Origin of the sequence: Arthrobacter pullicola, assembly GCF_014836875.1 — a bacterium.
Taxonomy (GTDB): domain Bacteria; phylum Actinomycetota; class Actinomycetes; order Actinomycetales; family Micrococcaceae; genus Arthrobacter_B; species Arthrobacter_B pullicola.
This window is the reverse complement of record NZ_JACSQC010000004.1, coordinates 391,382-406,004: the sequence shown is the minus strand read 5'-3', so window position 1 is coordinate 406,004 and position 14,623 is coordinate 391,382. Positions and strand designations below refer to the sequence as shown.

At 66.0% G+C, this 14,623-nt stretch carries 13 protein-coding genes and 1 tRNA gene; 8 read left to right on the top strand and 6 right to left on the bottom strand.

Features of this window, described 5'->3' with window-relative positions; genetic code table 11:
* Positions 1–3: 3 nt before the first annotated feature.
* Together lysA and argS are read right to left on the bottom strand one after the other, a co-directional pair.
* A complete protein-coding gene (gene lysA / locus H9638_RS10705) occupies positions 4–1,434 on the bottom strand; it encodes a diaminopimelate decarboxylase (RefSeq protein WP_191747156.1) in 1,431 nt (476 codons plus the stop codon).
* A 6-nt stretch (positions 1,435–1,440) separates the two neighbouring features.
* Positions 1,441–3,090 carry an arginine--tRNA ligase gene (gene argS / locus H9638_RS10700; protein WP_191747155.1) on the bottom strand — a complete coding sequence of 550 codons (1,650 nt, stop codon included), beginning with the start codon at positions 3,088–3,090 and terminating at the stop codon, positions 1,441–1,443.
* A 220-nt stretch (positions 3,091–3,310) separates the two neighbouring features.
* Here argS and H9638_RS10695 point away from each other — a divergent pair, with 220 nt between their 5' ends.
* The 5 genes from H9638_RS10695 to H9638_RS10675 all read left to right on the top strand — a co-directional run bounded on the left by H9638_RS10695 (position 3,311) and on the right by H9638_RS10675 (position 7,042).
* Entirely contained in the window at positions 3,311–3,787 is a 477-nt protein-coding gene (locus tag H9638_RS10695) for an FMN-binding protein (protein WP_191747154.1), read from the top strand.
* 13 nt (positions 3,788–3,800) lie between these two features.
* Complete coding sequence (locus H9638_RS10690) at positions 3,801–4,676, top strand: FAD:protein FMN transferase (protein ID WP_191747153.1); 876 nt, start codon at positions 3,801–3,803, stop codon at positions 4,674–4,676.
* Positions 4,673–6,208, top strand: coding sequence for an FAD-dependent oxidoreductase (locus tag H9638_RS10685; protein ID WP_191747152.1), 1,536 nt, complete (start codon positions 4,673–4,675; stop codon positions 6,206–6,208). Before H9638_RS10690 ends, H9638_RS10685 begins: the two co-directional genes overlap by 4 nt.
* Positions 6,209–6,336: 128 nt before the next feature.
* A tRNA-Arg gene (locus tag H9638_RS10680) sits at positions 6,337–6,409 on the top strand.
* Positions 6,410–6,625: 216 nt separating this feature from the next.
* A complete protein-coding gene (locus H9638_RS10675; protein ID WP_191747151.1) occupies positions 6,626–7,042 on the top strand; it encodes a hypothetical protein in 417 nt (138 codons plus the stop codon).
* A gap of 12 nt (positions 7,043–7,054) precedes the next feature.
* On the opposite strand, the gene H9638_RS10670 is transcribed toward H9638_RS10675, so the two are convergent.
* The 3 genes from H9638_RS10670 to H9638_RS10660 all read right to left on the bottom strand — a co-directional run bounded on the left by H9638_RS10670 (position 7,055) and on the right by H9638_RS10660 (position 10,070).
* Entirely contained in the window at positions 7,055–8,260 is a 1,206-nt protein-coding gene (locus H9638_RS10670; protein WP_191747150.1) for an ABC transporter permease, read from the bottom strand.
* Positions 8,257–8,937, bottom strand: a complete 681-nt coding sequence (locus H9638_RS10665) for an ABC transporter ATP-binding protein (protein ID WP_225217322.1) — start codon at positions 8,935–8,937, stop codon at positions 8,257–8,259. The genes H9638_RS10670 and H9638_RS10665 overlap by 4 nt, the downstream gene beginning before the upstream one ends.
* Positions 8,938–9,023: 86 nt before the next feature.
* The gene (locus H9638_RS10660) at positions 9,024–10,070 is read right to left on the bottom strand and encodes an efflux RND transporter periplasmic adaptor subunit (RefSeq protein ID WP_191747148.1); all 1,047 of its coding nucleotides are present in this window, start codon (positions 10,068–10,070) and stop codon (positions 9,024–9,026) included.
* A gap of 389 nt (positions 10,071–10,459) precedes the next feature.
* Here H9638_RS10660 and H9638_RS10655 point away from each other — a divergent pair, with 389 nt between their 5' ends.
* Positions 10,460–12,208, top strand: coding sequence for a pyruvate dehydrogenase (locus H9638_RS10655; RefSeq protein WP_191747147.1), 1,749 nt, complete (start codon positions 10,460–10,462; stop codon positions 12,206–12,208).
* A gap of 15 nt (positions 12,209–12,223) precedes the next feature.
* Here H9638_RS10655 and H9638_RS10650 read toward each other — a convergent pair whose 3' ends face one another.
* Positions 12,224–13,213 carry a GlxA family transcriptional regulator gene (locus H9638_RS10650; protein WP_191747146.1) on the bottom strand — a complete coding sequence of 330 codons (990 nt, stop codon included), beginning with the start codon at positions 13,211–13,213 and terminating at the stop codon, positions 12,224–12,226.
* A gap of 80 nt (positions 13,214–13,293) precedes the next feature.
* Between H9638_RS10650 and H9638_RS10645 the strand changes: the two genes are divergently transcribed.
* Together H9638_RS10645 and H9638_RS10640 are read left to right on the top strand one after the other, a co-directional pair.
* Complete coding sequence (locus tag H9638_RS10645) at positions 13,294–13,494, top strand: hypothetical protein (RefSeq protein WP_191747145.1); 201 nt, start codon at positions 13,294–13,296, stop codon at positions 13,492–13,494.
* Positions 13,495–13,632: 138 nt separating this feature from the next.
* Positions 13,633–14,613, top strand: a complete 981-nt coding sequence (locus H9638_RS10640; RefSeq protein WP_191747144.1) for a helix-turn-helix transcriptional regulator — start codon at positions 13,633–13,635, stop codon at positions 14,611–14,613.
* Positions 14,614–14,623: the final 10 nt, after the last annotated feature.

Here is a 14,623-nt window from a genome sequence, read left to right as displayed (position 1 = left end):
CTCCTATGCCGGTTCTGAGACGTCCCGCGCCAGCAGGTCGTCTTCGGTTTCGCCGCGGATGATCAGCCGCGCAGCACCATCGCGGACAGCGACGACGGGCGGGCGGGCAATGTAGTTGTAGTTGCTGGAGAGCGCCCAGCAGTAGGCACCCGTACCGGGAACGGCCAGCAGGTCCCCGTGGTCTACATCCGAGGGCAGGTAAACATCCCTGACTACTATGTCCCCGCTCTCGCAGTGTTTGCCAACCACGCGCGACATAACCGCGTCATGATTCGAGGCGCGTGAGGCCAGCACGGCGGAGTAGTCGGCGTCGTACAGGACCGGCCGGGCATTGTCGCTCATCCCGCCGTCGACTGAAACGTAGCGGCGCGGGGCGCTGCCGCCGCCGGGGGTGTCAACGCGGACGGTTTTGATGGTTCCCGTCCTGTAGAGCGTGAAGGTGGTCGGACCGACGATGGCACGGCCGGGTTCGATGGAGATCCGCGGGACCGCCAGCTCCAGTTCGGCGCAGGTGGCTCCGACCACGGCAGCCATGGCCCGGGCGATTTCCGCCGCGGGACGCGGGCTGTCGGCTTCGGTGTAGGCGATGCCGTAGCCGCCGCCCAGGTCAAGCTCGGGAAGTTCGACGCCGTGCGCCTGCTTGATCTCCGCCATAAAGGCCAGCAGGCGGCGGGCGGCCAGTTCAAAGCCGGCCGGATCGAAGATCTGCGAGCCGATGTGGCTGTGCAGTCCGAGCAGCTGGATTCCCGGGTTCGCCAGCGCCGCGGCGACAGCGGCTGCTGCGGGCGAGGTTCCGGTTTCCGGGTCCGGTGCCATGGACAGACCGAATTTCTGGTCCTCATGCGCCGTGGCAATGAACTCGTGGGTGTGCGCATGGACACCGGGAGTCAGGCGGAGCATCACGTTGGCACGGACGCCGCGGTCCTGGGCGATGGCACCCAGCCGGTCCAGTTCCGGAAGTGAGTCGACGACGATCCGGCCCAGTTCCATCTCCAGGGCGCGGTTCAGTTCGGCATCCGACTTGTTGTTCCCGTGCAGGCCCAGATGGGCGCCGGGAATGCCCGCCCGCTTCGCCACGGCCAGTTCCCCGCCGGAACAGGTGTCCAGGCGCAGGCCCTCGTCCGCTACCCAGCGGGCAATTTCGGTGCAGAGGAAGGACTTGCCTGCGTAATAGACGTCCACTCCCCCGCACAATTCGGCGAATGCCTCGTCAAAGGAGTCCTTGAAGTCCCGGGCACGGGCGCGGAAGTCGGCCTCGGAAACCACGAACAGCGGCGTACCGAATTCCTCGGCCAGGGCCGAGACCGGAATACCGGAAATTTCCAGTTCCCCGTTGGCACTGCGGCTCACATCGCGCGCCCAGATGTCTTCGGACAGTGCGTTCGCGTCCCCGGGGAAGCTCAGCCACGCGGGTGCCAGCTTAGATGCGGTCATGGCTGCCTACATCCGTTCCGGAGCGGAGACACCGAGCAGGTCCAGCCCATTGGCCAGGACCTGGCGTGCCGCAGTGTTCAGCCACAGCCGGGTGCGGTTGACATCGGTGATCTCCTCGCCGTGCTGCGGGGCGATCCGGCAGGCGTCATACCAGCGGTGGTAGGTGCCGGCGATGACTTCCAGGTGGCGGGCCACACGGTGGGGTTCGCGGAAGGTGCTGGCCTGGGCCACCACCCCCGGGTACTGGCCGAGAGCTGCCAGCAGCGCACTTTCAGTGGGGTGCGTAAGCAGCGCGGCATCAAACGCGGAGTCGTCCACTCCGGCGGCTTCGGCGTTGCGGGCCAGGGCGTAGGTCCGGGCGTGGGCGTACTGGACGTAGAACACCGGGTTCTCGTTGCTGCGCTTGGTCAGCAGGTCCAGGTCGACGTCGATGTTCGAGTCGGCGGAGAAGCGGGCCAGCGTGTAGCGGGCGGCGTCCACACCAACGGCGTCGACCAGGTCCTCGAGCGTGACCACGGTGCCGGCGCGCTTGGACATCCGGACCGGCTTGCCGTCCTTGACCAGGTTCACCATCTGGCCAATGAGTACTTCGACGCACTCCGGGTCATGCCCCAAGGCTGCGGCGGCGGCCTTCAGGCGCGCAACGTAACCGTGGTGGTCCGCTCCCAGCATGTAGATGTTCAGGTCGAAGCCGCGCTCGCGCTTGTTCTGGATGTAGGCGATGTCGCCGGCAATGTAGGCGGCGTTGCCGTCGGACTTGATGACCACGCGGTCCTTGTCGTCCCCGAACTCCGTGGAGTTCAGCCACCAGGCTCCGTCCTTCTCGTACAGGTTCTTGGAGCCCTTGAGCTGCTCCAGCAGCTTCTCCACATGGCCGTCCTCATGGAGGGAATCCTCGTGGAAGTAGACGTCGAAGTCGACCCCGAAGTTGTGCAGCGATTCCTTGATGTCACCGAACATAAGATCCACGCCGATGGCCCGGAAACGCTCCTGGGCCTCTGCCTCAGGAAGTTCCATGATGTTCGGCTCCGCCGCGAGGACGCGTGCGGCGATGTCCTCGATGTAGGCACCGGCGTAACCGTCTTCCGGGGCGGGTTCGCCCTTGGCGGAGGCGAGCAGGGACCGGGCAAAACGGTCGATCTGCGCTCCGTGGTCATTGAAGTAGTACTCCCGGGTGACGTCCGCTCCCTGGGATTCGAAGATCCGGGCCAGCGCGTCGCCGACGGCGGCCCAGCGGGTACCGCCGAGGTGAATCGGACCGGTGGGGTTCGCAGAAACGAACTCGAGGTTGATCCGGGTGCCGGACAGCGCATCGGAGCGGCCGTAGGCGGGGCCTGATTCCACGATCGCCTTCGCCAGTTCACCGGCAGCAGCGGCGTCGAGAGTGATGTTCAGGAACCCGGGACCGGCAATATCGACCTTGGCCACACCATCGATTTTCTCCAGCCGGGAGGACAGAATTTCCGCGAACTGGCGGGGGTTCATGCCGGCCTGCTTCGAAAGCTGGAGGGCAATATTTGTGGCCCAGTCGCCGTGCTCCCGGTTCTTCGGCCGCTCCACGCGGACCTCGGAGGGCAGCTCAATGCTGAAATCACCCTCATCGATGGCGTCTTTGAGGCAGGCAGTTACGGCGGAGGAGAGTTCTTCAGGAGTCACTGGTTAAGCATAGCGGGGACAGGCACCGCGCCTTTATTCCTCCCGTTTGGCTCCGCCGCAGGGTCTTGTCCTGCCGGGGGGCTCCCGGTGCCCGGAGGAAACCTGCAGGGTTCATGCGCTGTAATAAAGAGGGAGCTCATTTTCCGTCCCGCGTGGCCGACCGGCCGCCGCCGCGGCCGGATGCGCCCAGGACGTTCCGCCAAAGACCAAGGAGAAACCCGTGAAACCGCAGGCCAAGAAGCCCATCCTGACCGTCGTTGCAGGGCTGACACTCCTGGGGACAGCGGGCTGCGGGTCTGATGGAGCCGCCGACAACCCGGCCGGCACGCCCTCCTCCACTCCGGCCTCCTCCCCCGCATCGGCCCCGCTGGAGTCCGGAGCGGCTGCAGGAACCGGCACCTACGCGGACGGCGAGTACACGGGAACCGGAACCTATATCCCGCCGTCGAACCAGCAGGAGGAAGTCACTGTGAAGGTGACGCTCTCCGGCGGCACCGTGACCGCCCTGGAGGTAACGCCGTCGGGCAACAACCCGACGTCGAAGCGCTATCAGGCGGAGTTCACCGACGGTATCCAGGAGCAGGTCGTCGGCAAGCCGCTGGACAGTCTGGATGTCGGCAAGGTGGCCGGCTCCTCCCTCACCAGCCAGGGCTTCAACAAGGCCCTGGAGATGGTCAAGGGCGAGGCGGCCAGCTAGGGGATCCGCGGCAATGGAGTCCTTCGCGTTCGAGGCGATCGGCACGCAATGGCACATCACCACCGAGGTGCCGCTGGACGCTGCTGCCCGCAGTGAGGTCCGCGCGCTCGTGGATCAGTATGACGCCGCGCTGTCCCGCTTTCGCCCGGACTCCGTGGTGTCCGCGCTCGGCCACACCGGCGGCACCGGCCTCCTCCCGGGTTACACGGCACCCCTGTTCAGCCTGTTCGACAGCTTGGAAAAGCTGACGCAGGGCAGGCTGAACCCGCTGGTCGGCGGATCACTGGAGCAGCTGGGCTACGGACCCGGCTACCCGCTGCGTCCCCAGGGTCCTCCGGCTGCGGCGCCGGACTGGACGTCCACCGCTTCATGGCAGCGCCAGGGACCGCCGGATGCCGTGGCCCTGACCCTGGCACAGCCCGCCACCGTGGATGTGGGTGCCGCCGGAAAGGGCCAGCTGGTGGACCTCGTCTGGGAGCTGCTCACCGCACGCGGATATGCTGCCGTAGTGGTTGACGCCGGTTCCGACATGCGGCATTCCGGGCCCCGGAGCCTCCGGGTTGCTCTGGAACACCCCTTCGACCCCGCCGCCGCGGTCGGCGTTCTTGACCTTCAGGACCGCGCACTCTGCGCCTCCGCAGCCAACCGCCGGAACTGGGGCGAAGGCCTGCACCACGTCCTCGACGCGTCCACCGGCCGCCCGGTGGACGCCGTAGCCGCCACCTGGGTCCTCGCCGCCGACGCGATGACCGCCGATGGCCTGGCAACCGCACTGTTCATCACCGATCCCGCCCTGCTCGCTGCCGAGTTCAGCTTCGAGTACATCCGGATGTTCTCCGACGGCAGGGCACAGTTTTCCAACGCTATGGCTGGAGTCCTCTTTTCATGACCGTATCCCTGAGTCCCCCCACCGCACGGCTGCAGCGCCTGCTCGGCAAAACGAGCATGTACCGGATGCTCGTGGTGCTGCTGCTGGCCATGGCGGCCTGGTCATTCGTGCTTTCCCTGACCGGCGCACTTTTCTATACACCGGCAGAACTGGGTGCAACTCTTGCCACCGCCATCATTTCAACGCTGGTTGCCAGCCGCGTCATGGGGCTGCTCTTCCGCACCTTCCCGCAGACCGACTCGGCGCTGATCACTGGGCTGCTGCTGTTTTTCCTCTTCTGGCCGACCACCAGCGGTCCCGAGCTCGGCACTATTGCCCTGGCTGCGTTCGCGGCCACGGCATCGAAGTACCTCCTCGTCTGGCGCCGCCGGCACATCTTTAATCCGGCGGCTCTCGGCGCCGTCGTGATTGGCCTGACCGGGCTCAACACGCCGGTCTGGTGGGCCGCCGCTCCCCTGATGCTCATCGTGGTGCTGCCCGCCGCGTTCCTGGTGCTCTACCGGAGCCGGCTGCTGCCGATGGCCGGAGTATTTGTCCTCGTCACAGTCGGGATTGTGGTTCTCCGCTTCACCGTTTCGGGCGAGCCGGCCCTGGAAGGGCTGGCCACCGCCTTTACTTCCTACCCCATCATCTTCTTCGCCGGCTTCATGCTGTCGGAGCCGCTGACCCTGCCGCCCCTGCGCTGGCAGCGGCTCGCTGAGGCCGCCGTCGTCGGAGTCCTGTTCACCACCCCACTCTCCGTGGGACCGGTCTTTATGTCCCCCGAGCTGGCGCTGCTGATCGGAAACCTGCTGGCCTTCGCAGCCGGCCAGCGCGGCGGCATCAGCCTGCGCCTGCGCGAAACCCGTGAACTGACCCCGACGTCGCGGGAACTGGTGTTCGTTCCGGAACGTCCCCTGCGTTACCGGGCCGGTCAGTATCTGGAACTAAGCCTGCCCCATCCGAACCCGGATGGACGGGGCCTGCGGCGGATCTTCAGCATCACCTCGGACCCGGCGGATGCGGGCACGGTGTCCGTGGCCATGCGGGTTGCCTCACCCGGAAGCTCCTTCAAGACAAAGCTGCTGGGCGCGAAGCCGGGGACCCGGATCACTGCCACGACAGTGGGCGGCGATTTTCAGCTCCCCCGCGATGTGTCCCGGAAAATCCTGATGGTGGCCTCGGGAATCGGGATCACGCCCTTCGCCGGCCAGCTGCGGTCCCTCGGCACCAACCACACCGGAGGGATGCACGGCCGGGACATCGTGCTGATCTACGCCGCCTCCTCGCCGCAGGAGCTGGCCTACGCACACGAACTGGCGGATCTGGGCGTGCAGCTCTTCGCATGCACGCCAGCCGACCCCCAGCTGCCGGGATGGACCTGGCTCGGCCCCGGCCTCCCGGACGCGGCGCGGCTGCTGGAGGCCGTGCCGGATGCAGCCGAGCGGTCGGCGTTCGTGGCCGGATCACCGTCGGCGGTCTCCTTCACCCGGCGGGAAGCCCGCAGGGCGGGCATCCGGCGTATCCATACCGACCCGTTCCTGGGCTATTAAGCGCATGCCTCCGTCCGGGTTTCCGGGCACCGCCCCGGACCTGCTAAGCTTCTTTAGTCCCTGCAGGACATACCGGTTCGATGCGATCAACAATCAATCGAGATTTTGATCATTCTCACCGGTGTCCCGCCCTCGTAGCTCAGGGGATAGAGCGGTTGCCTCCGGAGCAACAGGCCGTAGGTTCGAATCCTATCGAGGGCACGCATGTGAAACGGCCAGGCCGTGACTTCCCCCAGGGGGAAGTCAGGGCCTGGCTTTTTTGTGGGCTTTTCAGTGCAGGCCTTTTTCAGCGCAGATTCCGCGGCACCGTGGCTGCTGCCTTCCACTTCCCTCCGGTGTTACGGAGAATGTAGTTCCGGCGTACGGTTCCTGCAGCGCCGCGCCCAGCTGAAATCCGCGGTTCCCCAGGAGGCACCCATGTCCGGCAGCCGACTCGCCCTTACCGTCATTTTCGCCGCTGCCGCCCTCTCGGCAGCGGCCTGCAGCGGGAGCGAGACCCCCGCGGAGAACACCCAGTCGGCCTGCGACGCCTACGCAGAGTTTTCCGGCGCTGTCTCCGATGCCCGCGCCTCGATCGACTCGTCCTCCACCATCGAGGAGATCCAGGCCGAGCGCGACACCATCGAAAACGCTTACCAGGACCTGGGGCCTGCCCTGGAATCGGTGGCCGAGGACCGCCGGACCGCCCTCGACGATGCCTGGACGAACTTCGACGACGCCGTCGCGAACATCGATGAGTCCATGACAGTGCCCCAGGCAGCGGCCTCGCTGTCCGACGATATCGAGCAGATCCGCAACGCCCGGGACGGCCTGGAATCCGAACTCGGGTGCTAGGGCCGTGTCCGGCTAGTAGCGGATGGCGTCAATGACCTTCACGCGGACGGCAACGAGTGCCGGAATCAGTCCGGCGAGCGTGCCGACGGCGGTTGCCGCCCCCAGTCCGAGCAGGGCCGCTTCGATGGGGAACGGCGGCAGTTCGGCCACACCCGAGGCGATCTGCTGCTGCACAATCGGCAGTTTGACCAGGGCGATAGCGGCCATGACTCCCACCACGCCGGCGGCGAAGGTTGCGACCACGGATTCCAGCATCACGCCAAAGAAAATCCTGCCGGACGTTGCGCCGAAACTGCGCCGGATACCGATCTCCCGTACCCGGTACTTCACAGTCACCATGGAGATGTTGAGCAGACCAACGGCTCCCAGGACCATCACCATGGCCGCGATTCCGCCGACAACAAGTTCCATCACCGCGTACGGGTCACCCCACGCGGCGTAGTCGCTCCGGTAAACGTTGGCGTGGAAGTTTGGGAACTGCGCCGTGAGGTCAGCGGTAATGGCTTCCTGCAGCGGAAGCGCAATCTCCTCCGGGACCCACAGTTCCAGCATCGGCGAAGCGCCCATGCCCCCTCCTGTCAGGCCGAGCCTGTCGTACGCCGCGGTCAGCAGGTAGACAGCGGGCATTTCCTGCTCCCAGGTGTTGGCCCGGACCCCGGTGATGACAGCGTCCACCGGAGCGCCGTTCCAGATTTCCACCACGGGATCCAATGCCAGGTCCGGGGAACCCATCCTGGCGTAGAACGCCTCATTGACGATCACTGCCGGTGCCATGCGCTGGGTGTCCGCCTCCGTAAACCAGGTTCCAGTCTGCAGATTAACGCGGCGCATGGTGCCGAAGTCAGCATCCACAACAAGGGCGTCGGTCTGCGCTACGCCGTCGGGGAACTGGAAGGGAATCTGGGTGGGCAGGAACAAGGACGAGTGTTCAACGGAGTAGCGTTCCGCAACATTTACATAGGCGTCCCTTAGCCCGGCGGCGTCAGTTTCGGATCCGTCCATGGAATAGGCGGAAACATTCAAGGTTGCCGGGCGTCCGCCCTGCGACTCGGACCCCTGGGCCATGGCCGCCCTGGCCATATCCGCCAGCCCCACCACAGCGGTCAAGGCCGCCACGGAGAGGGCCACACCCACCAGGGCCAACAGGATCCTGGCCTTGTGGATCCGCAGTTCGGTCCAGGCCTCCACCAGGGTGGCCGTAATTCCTGAAAGGCTCATGCCGCGGGCTCCGCCCCGGGACGAAGGTGCCCGCCGTCCAGCAGGTAATGCCGGTCAGCGAGCGCAGCCACGCCCGGATCGTGGGTAATCGTGACCAGCGCGGCACCGGATTCGGCCACAACATCGGCCAGGAGCGCCATGACTGCCTGCCCGGTGGTGATGTCCAGCGCCCCGGTGGGTTCATCGGCCAGGATCAGCGCCGGCCTGCGCACCAGTGCCCGGGCAATTGCCACCCGCTGCTGCTCACCGCCGGAGAGCTTTTGCGGCTTGTCGCTAAGCCGGTTGCCCAGGCCAACCTTCTCCAGCATGTCCGCGGCAATCCTCTCCCGCTGCCAGAAGGAGCGTCCCTTGGCATAAAGCAGCGGTGTCATCACATTTTCCAGCGCGGTACGTTCGGCCAGCAGATTGAACTGCTGGAAAATGAACCCCACCGAGCTCCCCCGTTTTACTGCCCGGGCATTTCCGCTCATGGACTCGACGGGAATCCCGTCGAAGTCCATCCTGCCAGTGGTGGGCAGGTCCAGCATGCCCAGGATATTCAGCAGCGTGGACTTGCCCGAACCGGAACGGCCGACGACGGACACGTGGTCACCGCGGTGGACCCGGAGGTCGACGCCGTCCAGAATCGTCAACAGGGCACCATCCGGCAGCTGCACGCTGCGGGTGACTGCTTCCATGGAGACGAGCGCCCCGGCTTCCGGCACCCGTTGTCCTGCCCACCCGGTGTCCGCGCGCCGTTCGGAGCGGGGCAGCGTTACCCCGCTCATCCGCCCATCACTCCGGGGCCGTACACGACCTGGGATCCGTCCTGCGGCGCTTCCGCACCCGGAACAAACAACAGGATCTCCTCCCCCTCGCTCAGCCCTTCGGAGATTTCCACGGACTGGCCGTCCGTCAGGCCCAGGACGACGGCCCGTTCCTCCGAGGCACCCGCAGCCGTGACAACCCAGACGACGCCGTTCTGCACCGCGCCCTGCACCGCCGTGGTTGGCACCGTCACCGCATCCAGTGACTGGCCCGCCGTAATGGTGATGGCGGCTCCGAGGCCAGCGAAGACCGAGACATCCGCCGGGACGGAGCAGCTCACGGTACCCGGGCCCTGCCCGGCAGCCGGCTGCCCGACGGCGGGCTGGGCCTGGGACTGGGCCTGGGTGGAGATGCCATCAGCTGCCGGAGTGGTCTTGCCCATGGTGACGTCGCTGCAGGCGAACGGCGCGGGACCGCCGTTGATGGTTACCTCTGCCGTGTTTGGCCGGTCCAGGATGCGGAACTGCTGGTCAGTGGTCAGCCCGCCCTGGACGGAGAAGGTGCCAGGGTCGATCGACGCGATTTCCGTACCCACGCTCACCTGCTGGTTGAGCAGCACCGGAAAGCTGGCCAGGGTTCCGGATGCCGCCGCAGTGACATCGACATATGTGTAGCGCGGGGCCGCCGGGACCGGCGCAGAGTCCTCCTCCGCGGCCGGCTGCGGTGCCGGCTGCTCTTCCAGGGGCTTGCGCACCTGGAAGAGCCTTTCCCCCTTTTCAATCCGCTGACCCTGCTCAGCATCGATGTAAACGACCAACCCGTCGCTGGTGCTCCGGACAGGTACAGCCGGATCCGACACCACGGATCCCTGGACATCCACGGTGTTGGTGATGCTCCCCCGGACTGCCTGCACCGTTGCGGTCTGCAGCGCGGCGGAGGGAACCTGGGTTTCAGCCTGGGCACTAAGCCCATCGAGGAACGCCAATTTGAACAGAGCTGCGGCAATGACGGCGAAGACCACCAGCCAAAGAACAGGGAAAACAATGCGCCTGGCAACACCCATAGGGGCTCTCCAATTGTGGATAGAGACCGCTGCCGGGTGGGGCCAGCCGCGTACTTTGTCCGAGAACCCACTCCGCACACCGTGCAGGCGTGCCGTGGTCCCGGTTTGACTGGGATGGACGCTACCAGCTTCCCCGGGCACTTCAGCGATGAAACGGCGCAGGACGGCGTTTCCCCTCCCCGGGGTTGAGCGCTTTCATCCTTTGGGCTGAGCCGCGCCGGACGGGCGGACTTGGAGGGCGCTGCGGCGGTGCGTAGCATGAAAGTCCGGTCGGCAGCATGCTTTCTTTTCGAACGGCTGCGGTGCTGGCCGGAGTTTTTCCTTATTCCGCCTACATCACCCACCGGGTGCCAGCCGGAGAACTGGGCCCCGGTAGCCGGGAGCGCCTCATGGCCAAGCAGCTTGCCACCCAACTGATCGATCAACTTCGCGCCGCCGGAGTTCAGCGCATCTACGGCATTGTCGGGGACAGCCTGAACCCGATCGTGGATGCCGTCCGCCGCACCGGAGGCTCCAAGCGCGGCGGGATCGACTGGATCCACGTCCGGCATGAGGAAGCCGCCGCCCTGGCCGCCTCCGCCGAGGCCCAGCTGACCGGGAAGCTGGCCGTCTGCGCCGGTTCCTGCGGCCCGGGGAACCTGCACCTGATCAACGGCCTGTACGACGCGAACCGCAGCGGCGCCCCGGTCCTGGCCATTGCCTCGCATATTCCCAGCTCCCAGATTGGCAGCGGCTTTTTCCAAGAGACTCACCCGGACCGGCTGTTTACCGAATGTTCGGTGTATTCGGAGCTGGTCAGCACCTCCGACCAGGCCCCGCGCGTCCTGCACAGCGCCATCCAGCATGCGGTTGCCCTGCGCGGGGTATCGGTAGTCACGCTTCCCGGCGACATTGCCGGCCAGGAGGCAACGGCCCCGACCCCTTCACCCGCCGATTTCCTCCCCGCCTCCGTGGTGCCCGCAGCCGAGAGTGTTCGAAAGCTGGCCGCGGCCGTCAACGAGGCCCGGAAAGTGGCGGTCTTCGTCGGGATTGGCGTCGAGGGTGCACACGATGCGGTGGTGGAATTCGCGGCCAAGGTCAACGCGCCGGTCGGCCACTCGCTCCGGGGAAAAGACTTCATCCAATATGAGAATCCCTTCGACGTCGGCATGACGGGACTGCTGGGCTATGGGGCTGCCGCCGAGGGGATCAAAGACGCCGATCTGCTGGTCCTGCTGGGCACCGACTTCCCGTACAACCAGTTCCTTCCGGACACCAAGACAGCCCAGGTGGACCGTGCCGCCGAGCACCTGGGCCGGCGCACCGACGTGGACATAGCCGTCCACGGCGACATCCTGCCCACCTTGGAAGCACTGTTGCCCCTGGTCGAGGAGAAACAGGACCACAGGTTCCTGGATGAGATGCTGAAAAAGCATGACCGGTTGATGAACAAGGCGGTGGGCGCCTACACGCAGAAGGCGGAGAAGCTGCGTCCCATCCATCCGGAATACGCCGCCTCGCTCCTCGACGAAGCCGCGTCCAGGGACGCGATCTTCACAGCCGACACCGGCATGTGCAATGTCTGGACCGCCAGGTACATCAACCCGCTCGGGACCCGCCGGCTCCTGGGTTCCTACCTGCACGGCAGCATGGCCAATGCGCTCTCCCATGCCCTGGGCGCCCAGTTCTCGCATCCGGACCGGCAGGTAGTGGCCGTCTGCGGCGACGGCGGACTGTCCATGCTGCTGGGAGAGCTCATCACCGCCCGCATGTACAACCTCCCCCTGAACGTGGTGCTGTTCAACAACTCCACCCTGGGCATGGTCAAGCTGGAAATGCTGGTGGACGGACTGCCCGACTACGCGGTGGACGTCCCGGACACCAACTATGCGGAGATTGCCGCCGCCATCGGTATCCATTCAGTGCGGGTCAGCGACCCCGCTGAGATCATGAACGCCTACCGGGCGGCGTTCGAACATCCGGGCCCGTCCCTGGTGGAGCTGATTACCGATCCGAATGCCCTGTCCATACCGCCCAAGATCACCACGGATCAGGTGCTGGGATTTGCCACGGCAATGTCAAAGGTCGTACTGAACAAGGGAGCCGGCCAGGCTGTCAGCATGGCGCGGAGCAATCTGCGCAACATCCCCCGGTCCTGACCGTATTTCCCGGCATTACGCGGATTGGACGCGGGCACCGGCCGCGGCCGCGCCCCGGAACGCCCGGCGGTACGCGGCCGGGCTGATGCCAACGTCGCGGTTGAAGTGGTGCCGCAGCAGGACGGCCTGCCCGAATCCGACGGCCCGGGCCACTTCCTCTACGGACAGCTCGGATTCCTCCAGGAGTTCCTGGGCCCGGAGCACCCGCTGCGCATTGATCCAGGCGGACGGCGTGGTTCCGGTCTCGGATTTGAACCGTCGGGCAAAGGTCCGCTCGGACATATGCGCCCGGTCGGCGAGCGCGGTCACCGAATGCTCCTCTTCCAGGGTGGAGTTGACCCAGACGAGCACCTCCTCCAAGGTGTCGCATCCGGTGATCGACATCGGACGGTCGACGTACTGCGCCTGGCCTCCGTCCCGGTGAGGGGGCACCACCATGTCCCGAGCGATGGCGGCAGCCGTTTTGGCACCGAGTTCCTGGCGGATCAGGTGCAGGGCAGCATCAATTCCAGCGGCTGTTCCAGCACTCGTGATCACATTGCCGTCCTGAACGTAGAGCACATTCTCATCGACGATGACTTCGGGATAGGCCGCCGCCAGCTCGTCCGAATACCTCCAGTGGGTGGTTGCTTTGCGGCCGTCCAGGATGCCGGCTTCGGCCAGCGCGAAGGCACCAGTGCAAACGGACATCACCCAGGCGCCGCGCTGCAGGGATTCGCGCAGCAGGTCCAGTACGGCATCCGGCATCTTATGGGCTTCTGTGCTGCCAAACGGTGCCATGACCACCAGGTCGGCATCCCTGGCAGCGTCCAGACCATGGGCGACGTCGATGCTGAACCCTGCCGCGGTCCGCACCGGGCCGGGCTCCGGGGTCACCACGGTGAGTTCAAAACGGGGAATCCCGGTTCCGCGGTCGGAGCGGTCGATTCCGAAGACCTCCCCCAGCAGGCCAAGTTCGAAGATTCCAACGGTATCCAATGTGATGACTGCCACAGATTTGAGCATGCCTAAAGTATGGCAGTTTTTTGTCGGTCATGGTCATTTCTGCCACTTTTTTTTCCGGCGTCCAGGACGAACCTTGAGGTATGGAAATCTTTCTGATCAGCCTCCTAGCCGCTCTCCTTCTCGCCAGCATCGCCGCAGTCGTCCACAGCATCCGCAATGACGGACGCGGCCATCTTCCGCCGGTCCATTCCGGCCGTCCCTGGCATGGCAACGCACTCTGGGACGTCAATGACCCGCGGGACCTTTACCTCGATCAGCCGTACCAGCCGCGGCTGCGGTAATGCTCCGCTCCCGCTCCGCCACGGCACCTGCGGCCAATCGCCGGGGTGCCGCGCTCATCCCCCGCGCCGCCGCTTCCGGAATCCGCCTTTTTCCAATTCAGGACAGCTACTGTCCGCATATCGGAGTAGCTTGAGTGCATGCTCGAAACATCCGCCCGGCTGCTTCACCTGCTCTCCCTGCTCCAGCTGCGCCGCGAGTGGACCGGCGCGGCGCTCGCGGACCGCATGGCCGTCACCGAACGGACGGTACGCCGCGACATAGGCAAGCTGCGCACCCTGGGCTACCCCATTTCGGCTTCCCCCGGAATTGCCGGGGGCTATCAGCTGGGCGCCGGCGCGCAGCTGCCTCCGCTCCTGCTTGACGATGAGGAAGCCCTGGCCGTCGCCCTGGGCCTCACCGCCGTCGCATCCGGTCCGGTCTCCGGCATCGGCGAGGCATCCATCCGGGCGCTGGTGAAGCTTGAACAGGTCCTGCCCGGCCGGCTGCGGCCGAAGTTCTCCGCACTGCGCCAGTCGGTCAGTGTGCTCGCCGGTCCCGCGGCCACCGTCTCTGCGGTCAATCCGGACATCCTCACCGCGTTCTCCACGGCGATTTCGGAGCGGCGGGTCTCCGCCTTCCGCTACCAGGCCTTCGAGTCCGCCGAGGGCCGCCGGAATGTGGAGCCCTACAAACTGGTCAGCACCGGCCGGCGGTGGTATCTGGTCGCCTGGGATTTGGAGCGCCATGACTGGCGGACCTTCCGGGTGGACCGGTGCCAGTCCATCCCGGTGCCCCGCGAACGGTTTGTGCCGCGGCCGCTGCCGGCCAGGGACCTCGCCGCCTACGTCCAGGACGCCATTACGCGCAGCCCCTACCGGTACGACGTCGTGCTGCGGATCGCGGCTCCCCTGGGCACGGTTTCCGAACAGGTGCCGGCGGAGGTGGCGGTCCTGACAGCCGACGGCCCCGGCCACACGATGCTGCGCAGCGGCTGGGATTCCCTGGACCTTCCATTGATCCGCATGGCTGCGCTGGGGATCGAGTTCGAGATCCTCGAACCGGAGGAGATGCGCCAGCGTGCCCGGGACGCCGCAGGGCGCCTGGCCAGGGCCGCCGGTCAGGCACCGCCAACCCACTAGACTGGTGCCA